Origin of the sequence: Helicobacter sp. WB40 (assembly GCF_027859275.1) — a bacterium.
In the GTDB taxonomy this organism is placed as follows: domain Bacteria; phylum Campylobacterota; class Campylobacteria; order Campylobacterales; family Helicobacteraceae; genus Helicobacter_D; species Helicobacter_D ibis.
Map to the genome: position 1 here is coordinate 109777 of NZ_JAQHXS010000006.1, position 24768 is coordinate 134544.

Annotated in this window: 27 protein-coding genes; 8 read left to right on the forward strand and 19 right to left on the reverse strand. The window is 32.1% G+C overall.

Translation table 11 applies throughout. The features are described from left to right. The first annotated feature begins 5 nt into the window (after nt 1-5). The 5 genes from PF022_RS05890 to PF022_RS05910 are packed head-to-tail and all read left to right on the forward strand — an operon-like array spanning nt 6 to nt 4759. Nucleotides 6-230 (forward strand): hypothetical protein, encoded by a 225-nt coding sequence (locus PF022_RS05890; protein WP_271021363.1) that lies wholly within the window; start codon nt 6-8, stop codon nt 228-230. Further along, nucleotides 227-1597, forward strand: coding sequence for a TolC family protein (locus tag PF022_RS05895; RefSeq protein ID WP_271021362.1), 1371 nt, complete (start codon nt 227-229; stop codon nt 1595-1597). The genes PF022_RS05890 and PF022_RS05895 overlap by 4 nt, the downstream gene beginning before the upstream one ends. Next, entirely contained in the window at nt 1597-2859 is a 1263-nt protein-coding gene (locus PF022_RS05900) for an efflux RND transporter periplasmic adaptor subunit (protein WP_271021360.1), read from the forward strand. The genes PF022_RS05895 and PF022_RS05900 overlap by 1 nt, the downstream gene beginning before the upstream one ends. After that, a complete protein-coding gene (locus PF022_RS05905; protein ID WP_271021359.1) occupies nt 2859-3548 on the forward strand; it encodes an ABC transporter ATP-binding protein in 690 nt (229 codons plus the stop codon). Before PF022_RS05900 ends, PF022_RS05905 begins: the two co-directional genes overlap by 1 nt. After that, nucleotides 3545-4759 carry an ABC transporter permease gene (locus PF022_RS05910; protein WP_271021358.1) on the forward strand — a complete coding sequence of 405 codons (1215 nt, stop codon included), beginning with the start codon at nt 3545-3547 and terminating at the stop codon, nt 4757-4759. Before PF022_RS05905 ends, PF022_RS05910 begins: the two co-directional genes overlap by 4 nt. Here the strand turns inward: PF022_RS05910 and PF022_RS05915 are convergent, their stop codons facing one another. Next, entirely contained in the window at nt 4760-5632 is an 873-nt protein-coding gene (locus PF022_RS05915) for a DMT family transporter (RefSeq protein WP_271021357.1), read from the reverse strand. Nucleotides 5633-5729: 97 nt separating this feature from the next. On the opposite strand from PF022_RS05915, the gene der reads away from it, so the two are divergent. Further along, entirely contained in the window at nt 5730-7124 is a 1395-nt protein-coding gene (gene der / locus PF022_RS05920) for a ribosome biogenesis GTPase Der (RefSeq protein WP_271023152.1), read from the forward strand. On the opposite strand, the gene PF022_RS05925 is transcribed toward der, so the two are convergent. The 16 genes from PF022_RS05925 to fliI all read right to left on the reverse strand — a co-directional run bounded on the left by PF022_RS05925 (nt 7121) and on the right by fliI (nt 21180). Next, nucleotides 7121-7594, reverse strand: coding sequence for a hypothetical protein (locus tag PF022_RS05925; protein WP_271023155.1), 474 nt, complete (start codon nt 7592-7594; stop codon nt 7121-7123). The two genes, der and PF022_RS05925, sit on opposite strands and share 4 nt — an antisense overlap. 1 nt (nt 7595) lies before the next feature. Further along, a complete protein-coding gene (gene rsmH / locus PF022_RS05930) occupies nt 7596-8528 on the reverse strand; it encodes a 16S rRNA (cytosine(1402)-N(4))-methyltransferase RsmH (RefSeq protein WP_271023158.1) in 933 nt (310 codons plus the stop codon). Then, a complete protein-coding gene (gene murA / locus PF022_RS05935) occupies nt 8525-9787 on the reverse strand; it encodes a UDP-N-acetylglucosamine 1-carboxyvinyltransferase (RefSeq protein ID WP_271023162.1) in 1263 nt (420 codons plus the stop codon). The genes rsmH and murA overlap by 4 nt, the downstream gene beginning before the upstream one ends. Nucleotides 9788-9796: 9 nt before the next feature. After that, nucleotides 9797-10240, reverse strand: coding sequence for a hypothetical protein (locus PF022_RS05940; protein ID WP_271023164.1), 444 nt, complete (start codon nt 10238-10240; stop codon nt 9797-9799). Nucleotides 10241-10242: 2 nt separating this feature from the next. Continuing rightward, the gene (gene galU / locus PF022_RS05945) at nt 10243-11064 is read right to left on the reverse strand and encodes a UTP--glucose-1-phosphate uridylyltransferase GalU (RefSeq protein ID WP_271023166.1); all 822 of its coding nucleotides are present in this window, start codon (nt 11062-11064) and stop codon (nt 10243-10245) included. Nucleotides 11065-11073: 9 nt separating this feature from the next. Continuing rightward, complete coding sequence (locus PF022_RS05950; RefSeq protein WP_271021350.1) at nt 11074-11817, reverse strand: DUF815 domain-containing protein; 744 nt, start codon at nt 11815-11817, stop codon at nt 11074-11076. After that, entirely contained in the window at nt 11817-14024 is a 2208-nt protein-coding gene (locus PF022_RS05955) for an AAA family ATPase (RefSeq protein ID WP_271023168.1), read from the reverse strand. Before PF022_RS05955 ends, PF022_RS05950 begins: the two co-directional genes overlap by 1 nt. 9 nt (nt 14025-14033) lie before the next feature. Further along, nucleotides 14034-14336, reverse strand: coding sequence for an ATP-dependent Clp protease adaptor ClpS (locus tag PF022_RS05960; protein WP_271021347.1), 303 nt, complete (start codon nt 14334-14336; stop codon nt 14034-14036). 37 nt (nt 14337-14373) lie between these two features. Beyond that, the gene (locus PF022_RS05965) at nt 14374-14916 is read right to left on the reverse strand and encodes an isochorismatase family protein (protein ID WP_271021346.1); all 543 of its coding nucleotides are present in this window, start codon (nt 14914-14916) and stop codon (nt 14374-14376) included. Between the two features lie 10 nt (nt 14917-14926). Continuing rightward, nucleotides 14927-15889: a TIGR01212 family radical SAM protein gene (locus tag PF022_RS05970; RefSeq protein WP_271021345.1), complete on the reverse strand. Its 963-nt coding sequence runs from the start codon at nt 15887-15889 to the stop codon at nt 14927-14929. A gap of 8 nt (nt 15890-15897) precedes the next feature. Then, nucleotides 15898-17274 carry an amidophosphoribosyltransferase gene (gene purF, locus PF022_RS05975; RefSeq protein ID WP_271021344.1) on the reverse strand — a complete coding sequence of 459 codons (1377 nt, stop codon included), beginning with the start codon at nt 17272-17274 and terminating at the stop codon, nt 15898-15900. Nucleotides 17275-17283: 9 nt separating this feature from the next. Further along, complete coding sequence (dapB, locus tag PF022_RS05980; protein WP_271021343.1) at nt 17284-18051, reverse strand: 4-hydroxy-tetrahydrodipicolinate reductase; 768 nt, start codon at nt 18049-18051, stop codon at nt 17284-17286. 9 nt (nt 18052-18060) lie between these two features. Then, nucleotides 18061-18999, reverse strand: coding sequence for a thioredoxin-disulfide reductase (gene trxB / locus PF022_RS05985; protein WP_271021342.1), 939 nt, complete (start codon nt 18997-18999; stop codon nt 18061-18063). 2 nt (nt 19000-19001) lie between these two features. After that, nucleotides 19002-19475: a hypothetical protein gene (locus PF022_RS05990; RefSeq protein WP_271021341.1), complete on the reverse strand. Its 474-nt coding sequence runs from the start codon at nt 19473-19475 to the stop codon at nt 19002-19004. A gap of 17 nt (nt 19476-19492) precedes the next feature. Then, a complete protein-coding gene (gene trxA, locus PF022_RS05995; protein ID WP_271021340.1) occupies nt 19493-19810 on the reverse strand; it encodes a thioredoxin in 318 nt (105 codons plus the stop codon). Between the two features lie 71 nt (nt 19811-19881). Continuing rightward, nucleotides 19882-21180, reverse strand: a complete 1299-nt coding sequence (gene fliI, locus PF022_RS06000; protein ID WP_271023170.1) for a flagellar protein export ATPase FliI — start codon at nt 21178-21180, stop codon at nt 19882-19884. An 81-nt stretch (nt 21181-21261) separates the two neighbouring features. Here fliI and PF022_RS06005 point away from each other — a divergent pair, with 81 nt between their 5' ends. Further along, nucleotides 21262-22146 (forward strand): NAD(P)H-dependent glycerol-3-phosphate dehydrogenase, encoded by an 885-nt coding sequence (locus tag PF022_RS06005; protein ID WP_271023173.1) that lies wholly within the window; start codon nt 21262-21264, stop codon nt 22144-22146. Here PF022_RS06005 and PF022_RS06010 read toward each other — a convergent pair. After that, complete coding sequence (locus PF022_RS06010; RefSeq protein WP_271023174.1) at nt 22132-23019, reverse strand: DUF2972 domain-containing protein; 888 nt, start codon at nt 23017-23019, stop codon at nt 22132-22134. The genes PF022_RS06005 and PF022_RS06010 overlap by 15 nt on opposite strands. 289 nt (nt 23020-23308) lie before the next feature. On the opposite strand from PF022_RS06010, the gene PF022_RS06015 reads away from it, so the two are divergent. After that, on the forward strand, nt 23309-23482 hold the full coding sequence (locus PF022_RS06015) for a hypothetical protein (protein WP_271021334.1): 174 nt from the start codon (nt 23309-23311) through the stop codon (nt 23480-23482). 29 nt (nt 23483-23511) lie between these two features. Here the strand turns inward: PF022_RS06015 and PF022_RS06020 are convergent, their stop codons facing one another. Next, nucleotides 23512-24522 carry a type II asparaginase gene (locus PF022_RS06020; protein ID WP_271021494.1) on the reverse strand — a complete coding sequence of 337 codons (1011 nt, stop codon included), beginning with the start codon at nt 24520-24522 and terminating at the stop codon, nt 23512-23514. Nucleotides 24523-24768 lie beyond the last annotated feature (246 nt).

Here is a 24768-nt window from a genome sequence, read left to right on the forward strand (position 1 = left end):
ATAGAATGGATAAGTTAGAGACAAAAAGGGAAATAGCAAAGATAGGCATGAGTGTTAGTTTGGTGCTAACTGCAGGAAGTGCATTATTTTTGAAAAATAAAGTTGCAAAGAACATACATGTAATTTCTGGAATCTCGCTTGTTGGATTTTCGTTATGGCATTCATCGCTATATCCAAAAGAAAAGCCACTAAAAACAAAAGAAAAGAAAGCTATTAAAAGTAGCACATGAGCTTGAATGTATTTTTAAGATTTTTTGTTTTATTTGCTGTATTTTTTCTTAGTGCTTGTGTTACTATCCCTAGCAATAGTGAGTTATCAAAGAATATACCAACAAGCTTTAATAATGAATCTCTAATACAAACTTCAAAAGACACCAAGGTTCTTAGTCCAGAGATTCAGCTATATTATCTATTTGAAGATGAGAATTTAAGGAATCTATATGATATAGCACTTCTTAAAAATATAAATTTGCAAATTATGCAAAGTAGAATCTTGCAAGCAGAAAGTGCATTAAAGGTCGCATTTAGTGAGTTTTTCCCTAAGGATAGTGCTTCTTTTGGTGGTTCAAAAAGCAAAGGAAGTGGCTTTCAAACACAAGCTTTAGGCAATCTATCTTGGGAGATAGATGTTTTTGGTAAAAATACTAATGCTAAAAATTCAAAAGAATCTCTATATAAAAAGAGTATGGAAGATTTTAGGGCTACGCAAATAACCTTGTTATCTGATGTAACTAGCTTATATTTTAATTTGCAAGAATATAATTTAAATATATCATTAACAAAAGAAAACATTACTCATTATGCAGAGCTCTTAGAGCTAACTAGGCTAAAAGTTGAAAATGGTTTGTTAGATAGCACAGAGCTTTTTACAAAGCAGGATTTATTAACAAATGAGCAAAATACGCTAGAGATTCTAAAAAAGCAGTTTGAAGAGAGTAAAAATGCTTTACTTATTTTGCTTGATCTAAAATCCCTTCCTTTTGTTTTAAGTCCTTCTTTTAGCTATAAGGATGATTTTTTATTTTCTTTTGAGAAGATTCCAGCGAATGCAATATTATCTCGCCCAGATATAAGAGCAAATATTTATTCTTTGTATTCTCAAATTTACAATAAAAGTGAGGCTTACTCATCTCTCTTTCCGATAATTTCAATTAGCGGTAATGTAAGTGAAGTATTGCAAAATAATAGCAATATAGCATGGAGTATAGCAAGTTCAATTAGTGCTCCTATTTTTAATAGGACACAATTAACGCAGAATTATTTTTTGCAAAATGAGCTTTTAAAAGAAAATTATTTGTCATTACAAGATTCATTAAATAATGCATTTTTTGAAATTGAAAATTCTCTTTTTAATATCAAAAATACTCAAATACAAACTAAAAACAATTATCTAAGATTTAAAAATGCACAAGATTATTTTATGTTTGCTACAAATAGAAGAAGTATAGGGTTAATTGATGAGCTTGAATTAAGAGAAAATAACGCATCATTAAATAATTCTAAGAAAAATTTGTATTCTTCTTTAAATGCACAAAGTCAATCTTTGATTATGCTTTTTAAGGCATTTGGTGGGAATTTATATATTGAGGGACAATAATGATTGAAACTAAAGATATATTAAAAAATATAAATCCAAAGAAAAACTACAAAAAGATAATACTAATTTATGGTTCTATTATTTGTATTATCTGTGCCGTATTCGGAATTTTATACTATATAAACACAAAAGCACCAGAGATTAATTATATAACTAGAGAAGTTACGATAGGCGATATAAAAAGCACAATTTCTGCAAATGGTTCTTTATCTCCAACAAATGAAGTAGCAATTGGTTCTGTTATATCAGGGATTGTATTAGAAGTGTTAGTAGATGTAAATGATAGAGTAAAAAAGGGGCAGATTCTAGCAAGAATAGATAGTGAGAGTATTGAACAAAATTTATATAAATATCAAGCACAACTAGGTAGTGCAAAAGCACAACTAAAGAGTGCAGAAGTTAGTCTAAGTGAAAAAGAGTGGAAATATAAACAATATAAGAATTTATATGAAAAAACAGGAGGTAAAACACCTTCTATTTTGGAGTTAGAGAGTGTAAGGAGTGAGTATAATTTAGCCATAAGTGATGTTGAGATTAAAAAAGCAAACATAAAAGAGATAGAAACAGCAATTGCTTCTACTCAAGTTGATTTACGAAACTCTAAAATCACAACCCCAATTGATGGTATTGTTTTAAGTCGTTCTATTGAAGTTGGGCAAAGTGTTGCAGCATCTTTTCAAGCGCCGGAGTTTTTTATTGTTGCAGAAAGTTTAGAGGAAATGGAGCTAAATGCTAGCATTAGTGAGGCTGATATTGGTAAAGTAAAAGAAGGTCAGAAAGTTTTATTTGGTGTAGATTCATATCCTAATAAAACATTTAGTGCTGTAGTAGATAGGGTAAATTTTGGTTCATCAAATACTAATTCTACCTCAAGCCAAACTACAAGTACAAATAATATAGTAAGCTATGAAGCAAGAATCTATGTTGATAATAGCGAGTTATTGTTACGTCCGGGAATGAGTGCAACCGCAGATATTGAAGTAGCAAGTGTAAAAGATGCACTATTAGTTCCATCTAGTGCTTTATATTTTGTTCCAAAGATAAGCATAGATTCAAAGCAAAAACCAAGTTTCAGCCTTTTTAGCCGTCCAAAGACAAGAGTAAAATCAATAAAACAAGTAGCAAATAATTCAATTTGGATTCTTGAAAATAAAGTTCCAAAGGAAATAGAAGTAGAAGTAGGTATAAGCAATGGAGAATACACAGAAGTAAGAAGTAGTGAGTTAAAAACTGGCATGAAAGTTATTATTGGACAGAATTGATGAGTCTTATAAAGCTAAGTAATATTCATAAAAGATATGGAAAAGGCACAAATGTATTTGAAGCACTAAAAGGTGTTAGTTTGGACATTGAAGCGGGTGAGTTTGTTGCATTAATGGGGCCTAGTGGAAGTGGCAAATCAACAATAGCAAATATACTAGGTTGCCTTGATAGTCCAAGTAGTGGTGTGTATGATTTTTGTGGTGTGAATGTAAGTGAGTTAAATATCAAACAAAAAGCACTTCTTAGGCGACATTATATAGGGTTTATCTTTCAAGGATTCAATCTACTTCCTAGAACCACTGCACTAGAAAATGTCGAGCTTCCTTTATTGTATAGACAGGTTCCAAAAAAAGAGAGGCTAAGAATCTCTATGGAAGCGCTAGAGTTAGTTGGATTAGATAAGTGGTGCAATCATAGTTCAAATGAGCTAAGTGGAGGACAGCAACAAAGAGTAGCTATTGCAAGAGCTATTGCATCAAAGCCATTATTTTTACTTGCAGATGAACCAACTGGTAATTTAGACACTAAAAGAAGTGTAGAGATAATGGAGATATTGCAGAATCTAAATAAGGATTCTAAGATTACTATTTTAATGGTTACCCATGAGAGTGATATGGCAAAGTATGCGAGTAGAGAAATTGTGTTTTTAGATGGCAAGAAGAAGTCAGACACTAAGGAAGATTCATGATTTTAAATGCATTTTTTTTAGCATTCAGACAGATTAAAAGAAACTTTCTAAGAGCTATTTTGACTATGCTTGGGGTTATTATTGGTGTCGGTGCAGTTATTATTATGATAACTTTAGGTAATGGGACAACACAAGTTATAACAAGTCAAATGAGTAGTTTGGGTAGCAATTTATTGCTTGTGTTTCCCGGAAGAGATCAAAGTCCTGGTAAAGGTGTGAGAAAAAAGTTTATGCTAGAAGATGCAAACTCACTAAAGCTACAAATGGGAAGCTTGGTAAAAGCAGTAGCACCAATTAGCACAAGCAGTGTTTTGGTGCAATTCCAAAAAAACAATACACAAACGCAGATTCATGGAATTAATAATGATTATTTTGTAGCAACAAATTGGGATTTACAATATGGTAGATCCTTTAATAGGGAGGATTATAGGGCAGGTAGTAATGTGTGTATTATTGGTGGAAGTGTGTCTAAGAATCTATTTGGCGATAATGTAAGTGTAGGCTCAAAAATAAGGCTTAGTAATATAGTATGTGAGGTTGTAGGTGTGTTAGAAAGCAAGGGTCAGGGTGCTATGGGCAATGATCAAGATGATATTGTGCTATTGCCACTTAAGACATTTCATAGAAGTATTTTAAAGAGCGATTCTTTATATAATATAGATAGACTAATGATTTCTTTGCAGGATAATGTAGATTCAAGTCTAGCTACGCAAGAGGCTACAAGAATCTTGCAAGAAATAAGAAAAATAAGAGAAGGACAGAAGAATGACTTTGAGATAATGGATACAAAGCAAATAATAGAAATGATGAAAAGTACAACATCGAATCTTACACTTTTTTTAAGTGCTATTGCTGGAGTTAGTTTGATTGTTGGTGGGATTGGCATTATGAATATTATGCTTGTATCAATTACTGAGAGGACGAAAGAAATAGGCACTAGACTTGCTATTGGTGCATTGCAAAGTGAGGTGTTACTGCAGTTTTTAATAGAAGCAATTACGCTTAGTTCCCTTGGTGGTGTTATAGGTATAGTATTGGCGTTTTTTGGCTCTTTAGCTATTACTAGTATTTTAGATATACCATTTTTGTTTGATTATATAATAGCGTTAATTGCATTTTTGTTTTCTGCATTTATTGGCATTATTTTTGGATATTTACCTGCTAGGAGAGCATCAAGGCTTAATCCAATTGAAGCACTAAGGCATGAGTAGTTATTTAACCTTGGAAAATACCGCTAAGATTCCTCCACATACAATAAGTCCCATACCAATAATTTCAAAGAAATGAGGAATTTTATCTCCCAAGATTACTCCTGCAAATGTTGCAAAAAATATAGTTATATAACTTATAGCCCCTATTATTGGTGGGTCTCCTAGCATATATGCCTTTGTCATATATATTTGTGCATAAGTTGATACAACGCCAAGTGCTAAAAATAATAAAAATTCATTTAAGTTTGGCATTACAAATGGCTCAAATAGTGCAATAGGATATGTAGAATATGGTATTAGTTGAGCTATTAGAGGCAGTATTGAGCCAAATAACATTAAAGATAGAATAATTACCCTTCCATCGTAATACTTGGCTAGTTCAGCTACTGATAGATATGCAAGTGCCGCTCCAATTCCACTATAAAGCCCTATGGTGAGATTCCAAAATGTAAATTCTATCTCTTGTGGATTGCTTATAAGCAAAATACCGCTAAAGCCTAGAAAAATAGCAACCCAAGTCTTTAGTGATACCTTTTGATGAATTAAAATCATACTTAAAAATGCAAGAAATATAGGAGAGGTATAAGAAAACGCATAAGCACTTCCAAGTGGCATTACAGACATATTATAAAAGTATGCCATCATTGCACTCCCACCAACTATTCCACGAAAGATAAGAACTAGAAGTTTGCCTCCTTTTTGCTTGGGTGGTTTAATTAGCAGTGCTACACCTAGCCAAATAAGACCAAATAGATTCCTAGCAAATGCTACTTCAATTACAGGGATATTGTAGCTTAGTTCTTTTACTATCATTCCCATAATTGTAAATAGTATTGATGCAATTAATATTGATCTTACCGCTATTTTTTCCATGTTTATCTTGCTTTTTGTTTTTAAAATCATACTACAAATGTTTGACAACTTAGCTAACTTCTTAGTAGAATTTGAGATTTTATTTTCATGGTGGAATATGGATAAATTTTATGCACAAATTGCGATAATTGGGCTACCAAATGCTGGTAAGAGCTCTCTTTTTAATAGATTATCTAAAGCAAGAATTGCTATTACTTCTGAAGTATCAGGAACTACTAGAGATGTAAAAAAAGGAATCGTAACTATAAATGATAGAGAATTTTTGCTCCTTGATACAGGTGGGCTAGATGATGGTAAGCTAGAAGAAGATTCTTTATTTAAAAAAGTTAGCGAAAAATCACTTCAAGCTGGGGAAGATTCTGATTTAATACTATATCTAGTAGATGGCAAAAGTGGTGTAAATGAAATTGATAAAAAGATATTTTATTCACTGCAAAAGAAGAATCCTAATATATTGTTAGTTGTCAATAAAATAGATAATGATAAAGAAAAAGATGAAGCTTGGTCGTTTATGGAGTTTGGAGCTAAAGAGTGCTTTTTTATATCTGTATCGCACAATAGAGGGATTAATGCTTTAAAAGAGGCGATTTTAGAGTCAATACAAAATAATCCAATTGCAAACTTGCTAGAAAATAATGATGATGAAAGCTTGGAGGAATTTTTAGATTCTAAGTTTAATGATGAGGTTATAAATATAGGGATAATAGGCAGAGTAAATGTTGGGAAAAGCTCACTTTTAAATGCATTATTACAAAAAGATAGAGCAGTTGTGTCAAATGTTGCAGGAACAACAATAGATCCAGTAGATGAAGAAGGTGAGATAAATGGTACTAGGGTGAATTTCGTGGATACAGCAGGGATTCGTCGTAGGGGTAGGATAGATGGATTAGAGAAGTATGCATTAAATCGTACAAGAGAAGTGTTATCTAGGACTGATATTGCAATTTTGGTCTTAGATGCTTCAGAGCCTTTTGTTGAATTAGATGAAAAAATTGCTGGACTTATTGATGAGTATAAGCTTGGGGTTATAGTTGTGTTTAATAAATGGGATATAGTGCATAAGGATTTTTCTAGTATTATGGAGGATTTTAGGCTTAGGTTTAAGTTTTTGGATTATGCACCAATTATTACAATATCAGCAAAGAATAAAAGACATATACAAAAGCTAGAAAATGAGATTTTAAAAGTTTATGAAAACTTCACTCAAAGAATCCCAACTTCAAAGATAAATGACTTAATAAAAGAAGCAACTTTTAAGCACGCATTGCCAAGCGATAGAGGTAAGATAGTAAAAATATATTATGCAGTTCAATTTGAAAGCAAACCGCCTCAAATAGCATTAATTAGCAATCGTCCAGATAGCATACATTTTAGCTATAAAAGATATTTAGTTAATTTTTTTAGAGAAAGATTCTCACTAAGTGGCGTAAAAATAATTTTTATAGCAAGAAGACGAGGCGAGATAGCTTCTTTTAAAGAGAGTGAAGATTAGCGAGATGAGAAATCTAGCTCATAAGTTAGATTGTTGAATTTTATATCTTCTAGTTGTTTTTTTATATGCTTGTTTTCTTCATTTAATGAATCTAGTTGTGTTTGGAGTTGTATTATATTTCGGCTTGTGTAGTATATGTTGTTTCTTATGTATATTTTAGGTATGAATAACGCTAGAGCAATAATCATAGCACTTAATGCTATTAGTATGGTTTGACTACTAAATGCTACTACATTTTCTCTCACATCTGTTAGCAAATCTTTTTCTTCTTGTGTTAGGCTTGTGTTTATTGTCTCTACCTCTTTATTGTCTTCTGCTTCTTGTGTGTGCTGTGTGTGTGGTTGTGCTTGTTTATCTAAAAAGTCCAAATTTTCTTCTGTTAGCTTTGGTTCTTTTTGGAAGAATCTATCAAACAAGCTTGTTTTTTGTATTTTATCCTCTTCTTTTAAGAGTAAATCATCATAATTCAAATTAATTCCTTATAAATTCAAATGCTCTTAATTTTGCACTTCTTGCTCTGTTGTTGTTGTTTATTTCATCTATGTTTGGTGTTATTGGTTTTTTATATATATTTTGTCCTATTTTATGATTATTACCACATATACATTTCATTACTGAACTAGGACATATGCATGATTGTTCCCATTTTTTAAACTCTAGCTTTATAATCCTATCTTCTAGCGAGTGAAATGAAATAATACCGATTCTAGCTCCATGTTGTAGCTTAGAATCTTTACAGATATTTAGCATCTCTTGTAATTCTCCGAGTTCGTTATTTACCTCTATCCTTATTGCTTGAAATGCAAGTGTAGCTGGGTGAAGTTTGGCATTTTTGAAATTCTTTGCTATTAGTTCGCTTAAGACTTTGCTACTTTGTATTTTTTCCTTTTTTCTTGTCTCTACTATTAGCCTTGCTAGTTTTTTATATTCTCTAATTTCTCCAAAATCCCTAAAGATTCTCTCTAACTCAGTGGTTGAATAGTTATTTATAACCTCACTAGCACTAAAGTGTGAATCTAGATTCATTCTCATATCAAGAGTATCTGAAAGAAACGAAAAACCTCTCTCTAAATTATCAAATTGCATTGAAGATACTCCTATATCAGCTAGGATTCCTACTATATCTTGTGAATTTTGCAAGGCTTCTTTTAGGCCAGATGAGAAGCTATTGTTGATTATTGTTAATCTATCTTTATATTTTTCTAGCCTTTTTGTAGCTAGGTTTATTGCTTCTATATCTTTATCTATTGCTATTATTTTTATATTTATATATTTCTCTAGCAGTGCTAGAGTATGCCCACCATATCCAAGTGTGCAATCAATGATAGTTCCCCCAGTATTTATTAGCTTTGTATCAAATAAATTTACAATTTCATCTTTTAATACAGATATATGAGGAATCATTCTTTCTCTCGCACTATATTTGCACCTAACTTTAAGAACTTTTCTTCTAAATTTTCATATCCTCTATCTAAGTGATAGATTCTATGTATGGTGCTTTCTTTGTTTGCAATTAGTGCAGCTAGTATTAATGCACTTGATGCTCTAAGGTCAGTTGCCATTACAGGGGCACCAAATAGCTCACTTTTACCATTTATAGTAGCAGTATTGTTTTTTAGTATTATGTTTGCACCCATTCTTTGTAATTCGCTTACATGCATGAATCTATTTTCAAACAATCTTTCTTCTATTATGCTAACCCCGTTACATTGCGTGGCTAGAGCCATGAATTGTGCTTGCATATCAGTTGGGAATCCAGGGTATTCTGCTGTTGATATTTCAAATGCATTTAGCTCTTTTGCAGGGTAGATTGTAATTGAATCTTGATTGTAGGTTAGTTTAAAGCCAATTTCTTCTAGCTTTGAAATCACAGCTCCAAGATGTGTTGAATCTATATTATGAAGAGTTATTTGAGAGTTTGTAACCCCAGCAGCACACAAATATGTCCCAGCTTCGATTCTATCCGGTATTACACTTATTTCTTTAAATTCTAATCCCTCACCGCTTGTGCCATATATTTCAAGTTCATCGCTTCCTATACCTTTTATGTCAACACCAGCTTGTTGTAATACTTCGCATAACTGCACTACTTCAGGCTCTTTTGCGACATTTAATACTTTGCTTTTCCCATGTGCTAAACTTGCAGCCATTATTATATTTTCGCTACCAGTTACCGTTATTTTGTCAAAATTAATAATAGCACCCTTTAGACCTTGTTTTGCTTCTGCTACTATATATCCATTTTCTACTTTTATATTTGCACCCATTTTTTCTAATGCTTTTATATGCAAATCAACAGGTCTTGCTCCTATTGCACAGCCTCCGGGTAGAGATACTTCACATTGTTTAAATCTAGCTAATAGAGGACCTAAAACTAGTATTGAAGCCCTCATTTTCCTTACTATATCATATGTTGCTTTTGTGTTTTTTAGATTATTTGTATTTATAGTGGCAGTATTGTTATTAAAATCAACATCACTCCCAAGCATTTCTAGTAAATTTAGAAATGTCTTTATATCAACGACATTTGGTAGATTCTTAATTGTTGTTGTATTTTTTGATAATAAAGTAGAAGCCATAAGCGGAAGTGCGGCGTTTTTCGCTCCAGAGATATTTATAGCACCTTGTAATTTTACTCCGCCAACTATTTTTAGATAATCCATTTTTTGCCTTTATTTTTTCTTGTTTTCTTCTCTGTTTTTTAGTGCAGCACCAACTATTGTTTCTATTTCTTTTTTGAAATTAGAATTTAATTTTACTAATTCTTCTCTGTGTTTTACAACTTCGTCTATATCAATGCCATTGCACCATGCAAGTGCAGATATAAAATCCATTCTATTTTGATAGTCTTTGCTCTCTTTTGATATATCACCAAAAGGCATGAAGTGTTTTTTAAATGCCTCTATTGCTTCATTCACACTTTCTGCAGATTCGTTGTTCTTTAGCCTTCCTATTAGATAGTTTATATCTTTTAGTAGCTTATCTTTATCTTCATGTCCTGCTAGATATTCTTTTATTGCTTGATATGCGACAAACCCAGCAGATAGTCCAACAAAAGGCAGAAGTGTGAGTGCTAATAAAATCCAAATTAATACAAAAAAATCAAGCGTATGCAAAGTTATCCTTTGTATTTTTGATAAAACACATTTGTAGCTTTTATAAACCCATCTACGCTTCCGCAATCATATCTTGTTCCATTAAATTTATATGCTAGAACCATGCCATTTTTGCATTGTTCTAATAATGCATCTGTGATTTGAATCTCACCATTTTTACCCGGCTTTGTATTTTTTAGAATCTGAAATATATCTGGTGTTAGTATATATCTACCTATTACTGCTAGATTGCTTGGTGCTTCTTCTTTGTTTGGTTTTTCTATCATATTATCGACTACTATTATATTATTATCTATTTCCTTGCCAGATATTACCCCATATTTGCTTACTTCATTTATTTCAACTTCCTCTACAGCTACTATTGAGCAACGATATTTTTCATATATTTTGCACATTTGTTTTAATACAGAATCACCATTGTTATCACATAAGTCATCGCTTAATATTACAGCAAAAGGCTCATTGCCTATTAGGTTTTCACCAGTTAGTATGGCATGCCCTAAGCCTTTCATCTCTATTTGTCTTGTATATGAGAACGAACAGGTATTTAGTATTTTTCTAATGTCATTTAGATATATTTCTTTATCAGTGCCTTTTATTTGGTGTTCTAGCTCATAGCTTATATCAAAGTGATCTTCAATGGCTCTTTTGCCCCTTCCTGTAACTATCGCCATATTATATATGCCAGCACTCATGGCTTCTTCTACTCCATATTGCATTAGTGGTTTATTTACTATTGGTAGCATTTCTTTTGGCATTGCTTTTGTAAATGGCAAGAATCTAGTTCCATATCCAGCAGCAGGAAAAAGGCATTTTTTAATCATCATCACTCCTTAAATTAATTCAAGTAAATTATTTTTATACAATTCTAAAAATTGCATAGCAACTCTAGGGCTTTTAGAGCCAACTTGTGCAGCATAATTTAGTGCTTTTTGTTTTATAGATTCAAATTCATCTCTCTTAAGTTTTAGGGAAATTAATTCTAAAAACTCCAAGCTCCCATAAGAGTAGAAGCTAAGTTTAATTGGGAATCTATCGCTTAGTGAGATAGATTCATCGTCTCCACTAAAGCCATATGTATCGGAATTTTCATTAATTGACAAATGTTTTTTGTTTGTTGTGGCATATATTAGTATGTTTTGTGGGAATCTTTCTATACTTCCTTCTAGTATGGTTTGTAGCATTTTGTATTCTTTTGAGCTAGATTCAAAGCTTATATCATCGCAAAAAATTATTATTTTATATTGTGTGGTTCGTAAGAAATCCAGTATTTCAGGTAGCTTTTCTATATCGTGTTTTAGAATCTGACATATCTTTAAACCATGACTTTGGTATTTATTAAATATCGATTTTATAAGTGAGCTTTTACCACAACCTCTAGCACCCCATAACAATACATTTAATCCATCATCACAAAATAAAAACAATTCTGTATTTCTCTTTAGTATTTCAATTTCTCTATCTAAATTAAAAAAAGATTCCAAAGGTTTTGAATCTATATCTACTACCTCATGCAAATATCCACTAGAACGATATATAGTAGCATTGTATCTATCAAAATCCCAAGCTAGATTCATTATTTTTTGGCTTTTGTTTTTTTTGTTTTATTTATTAGTTTATTTTCTTTTTTGTTGTAGCTAAAAATTATCTCACCACCTTTGCTTAAATCTCCAAATAGCATTAAATCACTTAGTACATTTTTTATATCTCTTTGTATTACTAAATTTAGCGGTCTAGCACCTAGCTCTTCGCTAAATCCTTCATTTGCTAAGTATTCTTTAGCAGCTTCATCTAAATGTATGGTTATATTTTTGTTTTTTATTTGATTGTTTAAATCCAAGATATTTTTGTCAATAATTTTTAAAATCTCATCTTTACTAAGCGGATTAAATGCAATTATTGCATCAAGTCTGTTTCTAAACTCTGGTGAGAAATTATCTTTTATTGCTTTGTTAAACTTTAGTGAGCTATCTTGTGTAAATCCTAGTGTTGGAGCTTCTTTTGAGCCTACATTTGAAGTCATAATTAAAATTACTGATGAAAAGTCGCTACTAACGCCATTATTATCAGTTAGTTTTGCATGATCCATTACTTGTAAGAATAAATTTAAAACATCAGGGTGGGCTTTTTCTATTTCATCTAATAGCAATATAGTGTGTGGATTCTTCTTTATCATCTCTGTTAAGATTCCACCTTTATCATATCCTACATATCCAGCAGGAGCACCTATTAGTTGTGATATTGAGTATCTTTCCATATATTCGCTCATATCGATTCTATTGAAGTTTATACCCATTGCTTTTGCTAACTCTTTTGCTAACTCTGTCTTGCCAACCCCGCTAGGACCACTAAACAAAAATGAGCCTATAGGTCTATTTGGTGCATTTAATCCAGCTTTGCTTCTTTTAATTGCAGTTACAATTTCTTTTATTGCACTATCTTGTCCGTAGATTCTGCTTTGCAATGTTTTTTCTAAATTTTTAAGTAAGCTTTTATCATCTTTTGAAGCGTCTATTTCAGGTATGTTGGCTAGTTTTGAGATCATTTTTCTAATAGCACTTAGACTTACTCTACCGCTTTTTCCTTCTAGCTTGTATGAAGCACCAACTTCATCTATGATGTCTATTGCCTTATCTGGCAAGAATCTATCATGTATGTATTTATTTGATAGTTCTATTGCTTCTTTTAGGATTTGTGTTGTGTAACTTACGCTATGGAATTTTTCATAATATTTTCTAACGCCTTCTAAAATTAGCAGTGCTTCTTCCTTGCTAGGCTCATTTACATCTATTTTGGCAAATCTCCTAGATAATGCTTTATCCCTATCAAACATGATTCTATATTCAGCATAAGTTGTAGCACCTATACATCTTAGCTTCCCATTTCCTAGCATTGGTTTTAGCAGATTGCTTGCGTCCATGTTGCCATTACTGCTTGAACCAGCACCTATTATCATATGTATTTCATCTATAAATAAAATAACATTTTCCTTTGCTAGTATTTCATCTGTTAGGGCTTTTATTCTTTTTTCAAAATCTCCTCTATATTTCGTCCCAGATACTAATGCACCCATGTTTAGCTCATATATTTGATGACCATGTAGTGGATTGTTTTTATCATTTAGTTTTAATGCTAAGCCTTCTACAATAGCAGTCTTGCCAACTCCGGGCTCACCTATTAGGATTGGGTTATTTTTTTTCTTTCTTAGTAGGACTTCTAATGCCCTTTTTAACTCGAAATCTCTGCCTACTATTTTGTCTATTTTTCCATCTTTTGCTTCTTGGCTTAGATTCGTGCAGTATAACTCTAAGGCACTTTCTTCTTGTTTGGATTCTTGTTTTTTGGTGTTTATTACTTCTTCATTTTCAGTGATATATTCTAAGATATTTAGTCGTGTGATTCCTTGAGACTTTAGTAGTTTGGCACAAAAAGCCTTGTCTTCTTCTAGAATTGCTGCTAATAGATCGCTAATTTGTGCTTCGTTTCTTTGAGAGCCTTTTACATGTCCTATCATTATTTCTATCACTCTAGTAACGGCTAATGTCTCTGTTGGCATTGCATTAGTGCTATCTTGTTTTTGTAAATAGTGAGTTAAGTATTTGTGTATCTCTCTTTTTATTATTGATACATCTCCACCACAATCTCTTAGAATCTTTCTTACCTTTATATTATTTAGCATGGCTTGAAATATATGTTCTAGCGTTAGATATTCATGTCCTAGCTCTTTTGCACTATTTTGTGCATTTTGTAATACTATATTTAATTCTTTGCTTATTTCTATCATTTTTATTCTCTATATTTTTTCTAAAATTGCTCTTAGTGGGAACTGCTTTTCTTTTGCCATTTTTCTTACTTCTACTACTTTGGTTTCTGCTATATCATAAGGGTAGATCCCGCACATTCCCTTACCGCTATTATGTATTTGTAACATTAAGTTTAGAGATTCTTCAAAGCTTTTGTGAAAAATTGTCTGCAATACATGAATCACAAAATCTTGCGTGGTAAAGTCGTCATTTAGCAAAATAACTTTGTATCTATCTGGTTCTTGTAGTTTTTCTACTACTTCAGTTGAGTTCTCTAGTTGTGTTCTTGGCAATTATAGTTCCTTAGTTTTTGTTTATTATATCACTTTTCTATTTTATTAATGCACTAATTTGCTTGAAGCAGTCATCTTTGCAAGTTAGTAAAAATGAAAATAAAATGCTTTGTGTATTTGTAATTGTTATATTTTTTAGTGATAATTCTTTTAGTGCATTTTTGTGATTATTTTTATTTACACTTGAGCAAGAATCTTCTATTACAAACACATTAAACCCTCTATCTTTAGCATCTAATGAGCTCTCTCTTATGCAAATATGACTTTCTATTCCAAAGAATATTATATTTTGTTTTGCTTCTATTTCTTTGCAAAAAAGAGATTCACCAAATGCACTAAATGATAGTTTTTCTATAACTTTTGTATTTACATTTACTACGCTTTTTCCAAGTCCTTTTGGGTATTGTTCTAAAATGATACTATCTATATTTAGAATCTTTGAAGCTTCAAGCAAAAGATTAGCGTTTTTTAGTAGTTTTTCTTTTTTGTGCATTATGTTGTATAGCTTTTCTTGTATATCAACGCATACAAAAATACTACTACTAGAATCTAGCGTTGGCTTGGTTTTAAGTAGATTCATATTTATTCCTTTAGTATTCTATCCCAGCTTTGTGCAACGCGTCTCTTATCGCTCTCATTTGTATATTTTTATCAAAACACCATTTAGGTGCAATTAAAGTATCATTCCTAACTCCAGCACTTACCCTGTGTATTACAACATTTGTTGGGATTATTTTTAGTGTTTCTACTATTAGGTTAATATAATCCACAAGTGATATTGGCTTGTATTTTCCGTCTTTATGCATGTTGGCAAGTAAAGTTTTTTCTATTATATATAATGGATGAACCTTTATGCCATCACTTCCCCATTCAAGCACTTTTTTAAGGGAATTTATCATCATTTCTTTTGTTTCATTTGGGAGACCATATATTATGTGAGAGCATACTTTCAAACCTCTTTTTTTTGTTTCATTTATCCAATATTCAAACTCATCTGCATTATGACCTCTATTTATAAGCTCCAAAGTTTCGTTATAGATTGATTGAATCCCATACTCTATCCATATTTCTTGTTTGTTTTTGTGTTGTAATTCACTTAGAAAATCTAATAATTCCAAACTCACACTATCTGTCCTAGTGCCTATTGACATGCCTATTGTGTTTGGTAGTTTTAGGGCTTCTGTATAGAGTTTTTCTAGCGTTGCAAATGGTGCATAAGTGTTTGTAAAAGATTGAAAATAAATCATATATTTGCAAACACCAAATTTGTTTTTGTGAAACTCGCTTTGCCACTTATATTGACTATGAAGTTGTTCTAATTGAGTGTTTAGTAGCGGATTTTCCTTCATATTTGGATTCATTTTTATGGAGAATTTTGGCTCATGTTCTAAAGTAGGGGAGAAGCTTTCATTTTTACAAAATATGCAACCACCCTTAGCTACACTACCATCTATATTAGGGCATGTAAAGCCACCAAGAGCGATAGGAATCTTTCTAACCCTCTCGCCAAAACGCCTTTTGCAGTATCTACCAAATGTTAGCATTTGTTTCATAAATTGCCTTATACTATGTATTTGCCATCAAAGCATGCTTGACAGAATTTATAGTTGCCATCTCCTATGCTGTTTTTTAATCCTTCTAATGACAGAAAAGACAGAGAATTAGCACCTATATATTTGCATACTTCATCATTGCTCATATTGGCACTTATTAATTCTGATTTAGTAGGTGTATCAACGCCATAGTAGCATGGAGAGATTGTAGGTGGTGATGATATTTTCATATGTATTTCTTTTGCTCCACAATCACGCAAGATTTTTACTATTTGTTTGCTTGTTGTGCCTCTTACTATTGAATCATCAATAACAATAATTTTTTTATCTTTTATTATTTCTTTTATTGGATTTAATTTTAATCTAACTTTTAGTTCTCTAATTTCTTGTGTAGGCTCAATAAATGTTCTGCCTACATAATGGTTTCTTATTATTCCTAGCTCAAATGGTATTCCACTTTGCTTTGAGTATCCAAGTGCTGCAGCTACACCACTATCTGGCACTGGTATAACAATATCTGCATCTACTGGGTTTTCTTTTGCTAACTCCATTCCCATTGATTTTCTAATATCATATACTAATCTTCCAAACACCTTACTATCAGGTCGTGCAAAATACACATACTCAAACACGCAAGGATATGGGTCTTCTTGCATGATTATATGACTTTGAATCTTTTGTTTATCAAAGACTAGCATTTCACCAGCTTCAACATCTCTTATATGCGTTGCACCAACTAAATCAAATGCACAAGTCTCACTAGCAACTATATATCCTTTAGTGCCATCTTTGTTTGTTATTTCTCCCAAGCTTAGTGGTCTAAATGCGTTTCTATCCCTAATTACAAACATTTTAGTTCTACTTAGGATAATAAAGCAAAATGCACCTTTTAGCTTTGGTATAGTTTCTTTTAATCTATCTGTTAGTGTTTGTTGTTTTGATTTTGCTATTAGGTGGATTAGCACTTCAGTATCCATATGACTTTGGAAGATAGCACCTTCTTTTATTAGCTCGTCTTTGATTTCTTTTGCATTTGTTATGTTTCCATTATGAACTATTGCTACTTGTCCTAAGTCATAGTTTGCAAAAACAGGCTGTGCATCTGCACTGGAATCTTCTCCAGCAGTAGCATATCTATTGTGTCCTATTGCATTATTCCCTTTAAGGTTACATAGAATTTCTTTGTTAAATACTTCAGTTACCAAACCTTTGTTTTTTGTGATAAAAAGCTTTTTATTATCACTTGTAGAAATTCCGCTTGCTTCTTGTCCTCTATGTTGCATTGCAAATAGAGAGTAATAAGCTATATTTGAGGCGTCTTGTATGTTATAAACACCAACTACTGCACATTCTTCATTCCATGATTTGTAATTTAGATCACTCACTTACAACACCTATATATCTAAAGAATCGTCAATGCTATATAGCCCATTTGGTTGATTTTTTAGCCAAATTGCAGCCTTTATTGCACCTATTGCAAAAATATTTCTTGAAGTTGCTGTGTGTTTTAATTCTAAATATTCTCCATCTCCATAGAAATTAACACTATGAATCCCAGCAACATCTCCACCTCTTAGAGCCATAACGCCTATTTCATCTTTATTTCTTTCACCAATTCTTCCGCTTCTACCATTTACCATGACTTTATCTAATGATAAATTCCTAGCCTTTGCACAGCTGGAAGCAAGTTTTAGTGCAGTTCCACTTGGAGAATCGACTTTATGCTTGTGATGAGTTTCTACTATTTCTATGTCATAGTCTCTTAGTGCATGTGCTACCAAACTTGCTACTTTGTTTAAAATAGCCACGCTAAATGACATATTAGTAGCACATAAAATAGGCATTTTTTGGGAGGCTTCTTTAATTAAATGTTTATGGTTTTCTTCTAAGCCGGTTGTGCCTATTACCATTGGCTTTGGTCTATTTAGTGCTACTTCTAGTAATTTGTTTGTGCCTTCTGGTGTTGTGAAGTCTATTACGACTTCACAACTATCTAATAGCACATTTAAATCGCTAGTAATTAGAGTTTCAGGTTTTACTGAGAAGTCAAGCTCTTTTCTGGCATATACTACTTCTAGTTTTACATCATCTCTATTAGAAGAGAGTTCGGCAACAAGCTTGCCAACTCTACCACCAGCACCAAAAACACCAATTTTTAACATATATACCTCCTATTTTGTATGCTCAATATATTCTAATACGCTAAGTGCAGCAATAGCACCATCAGAAGCGGCACATACCACTTGTTTTGGTGAATCTTCTCTTAAATCACCAGCTATAAATAATCCAGGAACATTTGTTTCCATTTTTAGATTAACCTTAGCGTTGCCATATTGATTTACTTCGCATAGCATACTTCCATCTGTTTGTTGCAATACAGAATTATTGATATTATAGCCAATTAGAACAAAGATTCCTGCTATGCTTAATTCGCTTTGATTTCCATTTTCTAAATTTTTTATTTTTAGCCCATTAACACCACTATTATCTCCGCATATTTCGGTAATTTCATAAGGAGTTAATACTTCAATTTTAGATTCTTTTTTTAGTCTCTCAACCGTTACAGGAGATGCTCTAAATTCGTTTCTTCTATGTATTAGGGTTACTTTTGAGCATATTTTAGCTAGATGTATGGATTCTTCTAATGCAGTATCACCACCGCCTAGAACGGCAACTTCTTTATTTTTATAGAAGAATCCATCGCAAGTTGCACAAGAGCTAACACCTTTTCCCCAATATGTATCTTCACCATTAATTCCAGACCTCTTAGGGCTACCACCTGTTGCTACAATTACAGATTTTGCCTCAACACTACTATCATCATTGAATATTACAACAAAATGTTTATCTTTTCTTTCTACTCTTTTTACTTCTTTCATTTCGTGTTTTAGCCCGAATCTAAAACATTGCTCCTGCCAAGGTATCATGAAGTCAAATCCACTTTTTACTTCAGCTACACCGGGATAGTTTTCTAATTCACTACTTGAAGTAATTTGTCCTCCGGGCATTCCTTTTTCAAACATTACAACTTCTTTTAAGCCGCCTCTTGTCGCATACAAACCAGCACTAAGACCAGCTGGACCTCCACCAATTATCGCTAAATCAAGCATTGTCATTCCTTTCTAAAGTTTATCAATTTATAAAATCCATCATTTTTGTAACTTTTATAAATCATCTTATTATCTGCATTTGCCTCTATATTGAAGCATTTTGGCATATCTTTTATGTCGAACTCAAAAATTAGTTTTAACATTAGATTCGTGCTTATTTTCAAATCAACAATTCTATTATCATCATTGTTTGCTAACTGATAAAAGTCAATTGCTAGTATATTGGCATTATTAGATTGCAAGTTTTTTGCCAAAAAATCCTTATAAGATTCTATATATGAGCTATAAAAGCACAAATTATAACTCTTATCCTTTGGGATAAATAGTTCTAATTTGTCATTCTTGCTTGCATAAAATGAATCTATAGAAAAGTTAATATGCGAAACAGATAAAAAAGAGTATCTATAATAAAGAAAAATCATTATTGCAAAAACAATAATAAAAGCAATAGGAAAGCCGGGACAACATTTCTTCATATCCCAGCCTCCTTTATTTAGATTAGATCGTCAAGTTTATTTTTTAGATCTTGCTCTGAAGATGCACCAATCATTTCATCTATTTTTTGTCCATCTTTATAGAAGTATATAGTAGGGATTGATCTTATTCCAAATTTTGAAGCTAAATCTTGATGTTCATCAGTATTTACTTTGCAAATTTTAGCCTTACCAGCATAATCTTGAGCAAGTTTATCTATTACGGGTGCTATCATTCTGCACGGACCGCACCAAGGTGCCCAAAAATCAACCAACACAACACCATCTTTTATGGTTTCATCATAATTTTCTTCTGTAAGCTCTATGTAACCAGCCATGAGTATCTCCTTAAATAATAATTTTTATCGGTCAATTATACAAATAATAACTTAAAAATTTGTAAGAAATTTTATTTCATTAACTCTATTAACATATTTACACTATCTTCATAGCTTATAGATTCATCATTATTTTGTTTTAGGAAATTTTCCATTCCTTCTTTTTTACTTATAGCTTCATCTAGTTCTTTATCATTCCCGCTTTGATATGCTCCAATTCTTATTAATACCTCATTTTCTTTTAGCATAGAATATAGTCTTCTAAATTTTCTTGCAGCTTCAATGTGTTCTTTGTTTGCTACATCTCCCATAAGTCTTGAAGCAGAGTTTAGCACATTTATAGGTGGATAAATTCCAAAGTCTGTAAGGCTTCTATCAAGCACGATATGTCCATCTAAAATACTTCTGCTTTGATCTGCTATAGGATCGCTCATATCATCACCCTCTACAAGCACCGTAAAATACGCTGTAATTGAGCCATGACCTTCTTCCTTTCCTGCTCTTTCCATTAGTTGTGGAAGAAGTGTTAGCACAGAAGGTGGATAACCCTTGCTTGTTGGTGGTTCTCCTAATGCTAGCCCAATCTCTCTTTGTGCCATAGCAAATCGTGTAACAGAATCCATGATAAATAAAACATCTTCGCCTTTTGCTTTGAAATATTCTGCAACACTCATAGCGGCAAATGCACCATATTTACGCATCAAAGGTGAATCATCACTTGTAGCTACAATAAGTACTGTATCAGTTAGATCTCCTCCTAGATTTTTTTCTACAAATTCTGGGACTTCTCTACCTCTCTCTCCAATTAGTGCTACTACTTTAATTTTTGCTTGTGCTCCTCTTACTATCATTCCCATTAGAGTTGATTTACCAACTCCGCTTCCTGCAAAGATTCCTAGCTTTTGCCCTTTGCCACAAGTTAGAAGCCCATCTATACTTTTAACCCCAACGCTAAAGACTTCATCTATCATTCCACGCTTCATTGCTGCAATAGGTGGTCGTATTATTGGCATTGACGCTTCAGTCCTTAATTCACCTTTACCATCTATTGGTTCGCCTAGTGGGTTTATAACCCTACCTAGAATCTGGGGTCCAACAGGTATTTGCAAACCTTTTGTATTTAAATAGACCTTATCTCCAACCTTGGTTCCTTCAACAAATGAAAAAGGTGTAATTTTAAAGCTATTTTCTTCTAAGCTTGTTACCATTCCCATGGAGCTTCCATATTCATTTACTATTTTTACAATATCTCCAATTCTTGGAGATAACCCATTTGCTAACAAGAATCCTTGTTCGACTTTTATTATCACTCCAAATACTGGAGATAGATTTAGGTTGTTTAATCTGTCTTTTAAGCTTAATATGGACATGGGAATCTCTTTAGTTTTAGATTAGAAGTGAGATTTTAGTATATTTTTATTAAAATTAGAGCATTAACTTTAAGGATTTATATGGCAAAAATAAGTGTCTTTGGTGGCGGAGCTTGGGGATTAGCATTGCATTATGCTTTTGGTACAAACAATCAATGTTACATAGTTTCAAGGAGAAATCTAAATTTAGAATCACAAATAAACTTGAAACAAGCACAAAAGAGCGATATGTTTGTCGTTGCAATTGCTACTTCTGCTTTAGATTCATGGTTATCAAGCAATCCTCTTCCACAAGATTCAAAAATCTTAGTTGCTTCTAAAGGAATCTATAATGGACTTTTTGTGAGTGATATTTTTGATAAATATTATCCAAATGCACATGTTAGCTTTCTAGCTGGTCCCAGTTTTGCAAAAGAGGTCAGAGAAGGGCTTCCCTGTGCATTAAATATACACTCTAAAGATATAGAAGATTCAAAAAAATGGCTATCTTTGTTTCCTAATTTTATAAAACCTTATGCAGTTACAGACATAATTGGTGGGGAGATATGTGGAGCTTATAAAAATGTAGTTGCTATTGCAAGTGGTATCGTTGAAGGTTTGAAATTAGGTGCTAATGCTAGGGCTTCTTTACTTTCGCGTGGTTTGGTTGAGATGAGTCGGTTTGGTGAGTTCTTTGGGGCGAAGAGTGATACATTTCTAGGGCTTTCTGGTGCAGGTGATTTATTTTTGACTGCTAGCTCTACATTGTCTAGGAATTTTAGAGTTGGTTTAGGATTGGCAGAGAATAAACCATTAGGAGAAATGCTAGAAGCTTTAGGCGAAGTAGCAGAGGGTGTATATAGTGCTAGAGAGATAGAGAATCTATCAAAAAAGCATAATATTTACACACCTATTGCAAGTGAGGTTGCATTTATATTAGATGGAAAGAATCCTATAGATTCAATGAAAGACTTAATGAGAAGTTAATTTTAAGAATTTATTGTATTCTTTCCAAGAATCTATCATCTTTGGTTGGGTGTTTTCTATATTTTTTATATGCGATTTTATAGTTTTGTAAAATACATCTTTAATTTCTTTATTACTTTTTAGGTATTCTAAAATATGCTTTACATCTATTCTTTTTTTATTTTCTATGTCCAATTGATTTTCTATTTCTCTAGCTAAGATTCTTATATAGTTACTAGCTTGTGTAGCTAATAGAACATTATTTGCAAGCAAATTATAATTATTATGATCTATAGCAATTACAATATCACCTAAATTTAGAGAAAGAGCATTTGTAATATCAATCATATCTGCTTGAAGTTCAAATTTTGTGGTTAGTTGTATGCAAATTAGGTCTTTGTTGTTTAAGCTATTAGAATTATTACAAAATCCATATTGTTTGATTAGCTCTAAGTCATTTTGGTGTAACATTATGTTTATTGGTAAAAATCCATTGTAAATTGAGATTTTTTTGCAAAATTCATTTTTGTCTTGTTCTTTTGGTGGATTGAATTTAAACTTTTCTGCTAATGCTTTTATTGTATTAAATGTCTTTCTTCCTGTAATTTGGCTCACATCTACATAGTGTGTATCAACTTTTAGATGATTTTCTAATAGGCTATCATGAAATGTCATAAAACGATAAAAAATCCAAAATGGAGCTAAATTTGTGTTTGGAGATTCCTGTAAATCATTTATAAATCCGTATTTAATAATATTTTGAGCTATCATTTTTGGATTATAAGTTAGATTTATCGTTTTAAAATTTTTGTTTTGTGTTTTGTTGTTTAGATATGTCTTTAGCATGTTTATTGGGTCTGATATTAGGCTTAAGGCTTTGCTCTTTGGTATCAAATGGTAAATTTTATCAGAATCTGTTATTAGATTCCTAAGTGAGATATAGCAAGTTTTATTGTTTGCTTGTTTGTTATTAAAGTGTATTAACTGATTGTATAGTGCTACATATGTATGATAGGAATTGTCAATCTGATAGCTATCTATTTCTATGCAATCACATAATTTTAAAAAATATTTTAATGCGGTAAATCCTACGCCATGACTTCCAAAGCATATAAAGTTAAAATAATTTGGCAGTGGTATATTTAGAAAATATGCATCACTTGCATTTAGCGTTTTATAGTTTATGGTACTTGGATTTATTAGTGGTGGATATTTTAGATTCTCATATTCTTTAAAATCATCTGAGTTTAGCCATTTTATGACTTCATTTTTATATCTTATTATTGAATCTGCAACATTAAAAGAGATTCCATCTCTTATTATATTTTGCCCCCCCCCCCCACTTGGTTTTAGCTAGTTGGAGATATAGGGCATTATAGTTATTCATTAATATTGTTCAAAAATCTTATTGATTTCTTTTGGATCTGTTGTTTTCGTTAGTGCCAACATTAAAAGGACCCTTGCTTTTTGTGGGTTTAGATTGTTTGCACTAACAAATCCTTGTTCTACTTCTTCAGCACTTAGAGGCACTAAACCAGAACCAACTCTACTACTTTTTGCTACTACTATTTTTTTATCTTTTAGTAGTTCTATTAGATAATTCTTTTGGTTTTCATGTATGCTTCCAGCACCGCTACCAGCTACTACAATCCCTTTTGAACCAGAATTTAAGAATGCTTCAACTGCAACTTTTGAACCATCATTTGAGTATGTATATACAATATCAACTTTTGGTAAAGCTTTTAAACCCTTTATATCAAATGGAGATTTTTTAGTATGTAGTTTTATGCTATTTGAATTAAAAAATACTTTACCATCAACTATGTATGCTATCTCTCCACTATTTGGTGCTTTAAATGTCTCTACATTTAAAGTATGAGTTTTTGTAACTTCTCTTGCAGAATACACTTTATCATTCATGGCTATCATTACGCCTTTGTCTTTTGCTTCTTTTGAACTAGCAAGTGCAACTGCATTGTATAGATTCTTAGGTCCATCAGCACTTATAGCAGTTGCTGGTCTCATAGCACCTACAAGAACAACTGGTTTATTACTCTTTACTACTAAATTTAGAAAATAAGCAGTCTCTTCCATAGTATCAGTTCCATGAGTAATTACAATTCCATCTACTTTTGAATCTTTTAGTAAAGTGTTTATTCTATTTGCTAGTTTTAGCCAAATTTCATCAGTCATATTTGAGCTATCTATATTTGCAATTTGCTCTCCACTTATATTTGCGATATTTACCAAATCTGGCACAGCATTAATTAGCACATCTACACCAAGACTACCAGCTTTATAGCCTGTTGTTGCTAATTCACTTTTAGCTTCTCCTGCTATTGTTCCACCTGTGGCTAATATTACTACATTTGGCTTAGCAAATGCAGAAACTCCCATTGTAAGCATTAATACAACTCCTAACATTATCCTAAAAAACATAATTTCCTCCTTATTTTTTAGTTGAACATTAGATTATTACTTTTGATTTAAAAAGTAGCTTAATTTTGTTATTAATTTATAAGTTTATCTTGACTGATAGTTACTCTTATGGTTTTTTATAAGATTATCCTAATAATATATCTTGTTTCTTTTTCTTTTTGTAAGGATATTTATGTAGTCAGTATTTACGATGGTGATACTTTA

Coding starts and splice junctions, on each gene's coding strand:
- PF022_RS05965 (WP_271021346.1), bottom strand. CDS start 14,916: ATGAATCTACTTAAAACCAAGCCAACGCTAGATTCTAGTAGTAGTATT.
- dapB (WP_271021343.1), bottom strand. CDS start 18,051: ATGTTAAAAATTGGTGTTTTTGGTGCTGGTGGTAGAGTTGGCAAGCTT.
- PF022_RS05910 (WP_271021358.1), top strand. CDS start 3,545: ATGATTTTAAATGCATTTTTTTTAGCATTCAGACAGATTAAAAGAAAC.
- PF022_RS05900 (WP_271021360.1), top strand. CDS start 1,597: ATGATTGAAACTAAAGATATATTAAAAAATATAAATCCAAAGAAAAAC.
- galU (WP_271023166.1), bottom strand. CDS start 11,064: ATGATTAAAAAATGCCTTTTTCCTGCTGCTGGATATGGAACTAGATTC.
- PF022_RS05955 (WP_271023168.1), bottom strand. CDS start 14,024: ATGATAGAAATAAGCAAAGAATTAAATATAGTATTACAAAATGCACAA.
- PF022_RS05905 (WP_271021359.1), top strand. CDS start 2,859: ATGAGTCTTATAAAGCTAAGTAATATTCATAAAAGATATGGAAAAGGC.
- der (WP_271023152.1), top strand. CDS start 5,730: ATGGATAAATTTTATGCACAAATTGCGATAATTGGGCTACCAAATGCT.
- PF022_RS05890 (WP_271021363.1), top strand. CDS start 6: ATGGATAAGTTAGAGACAAAAAGGGAAATAGCAAAGATAGGCATGAGT.
- PF022_RS06005 (WP_271023173.1), top strand. CDS start 21,262: ATGGCAAAAATAAGTGTCTTTGGTGGCGGAGCTTGGGGATTAGCATTG.
- PF022_RS06015 (WP_271021334.1), top strand. CDS start 23,309: ATGGTACTTGGATTTATTAGTGGTGGATATTTTAGATTCTCATATTCT.
- murA (WP_271023162.1), bottom strand. CDS start 9,787: ATGGATTATCTAAAAATAGTTGGCGGAGTAAAATTACAAGGTGCTATA.
- PF022_RS05990 (WP_271021341.1), bottom strand. CDS start 19,475: ATGAAGAAATGTTGTCCCGGCTTTCCTATTGCTTTTATTATTGTTTTT.
- rsmH (WP_271023158.1), bottom strand. CDS start 8,528: ATGATTCCTCATATATCTGTATTAAAAGATGAAATTGTAAATTTATTT.
- PF022_RS06020 (WP_271021494.1), bottom strand. CDS start 24,522: ATGGGAGTTTCTGCATTTGCTAAGCCAAATGTAGTAATATTAGCCACA.
- PF022_RS05950 (WP_271021350.1), bottom strand. CDS start 11,817: ATGAATCTAGCTTGGGATTTTGATAGATACAATGCTACTATATATCGT.
- PF022_RS05915 (WP_271021357.1), bottom strand. CDS start 5,632: ATGGAAAAAATAGCGGTAAGATCAATATTAATTGCATCAATACTATTT.
- fliI (WP_271023170.1), bottom strand. CDS start 21,180: ATGTCCATATTAAGCTTAAAAGACAGATTAAACAACCTAAATCTATCT.
- trxA (WP_271021340.1), bottom strand. CDS start 19,810: ATGGCTGGTTACATAGAGCTTACAGAAGAAAATTATGATGAAACCATA.
- PF022_RS05895 (WP_271021362.1), top strand. CDS start 227: ATGAGCTTGAATGTATTTTTAAGATTTTTTGTTTTATTTGCTGTATTT.
- trxB (WP_271021342.1), bottom strand. CDS start 18,999: ATGCTTGATTTAGCGATAATTGGTGGAGGTCCAGCTGGTCTTAGTGCT.
- PF022_RS05970 (WP_271021345.1), bottom strand. CDS start 15,889: ATGAAACAAATGCTAACATTTGGTAGATACTGCAAAAGGCGTTTTGGC.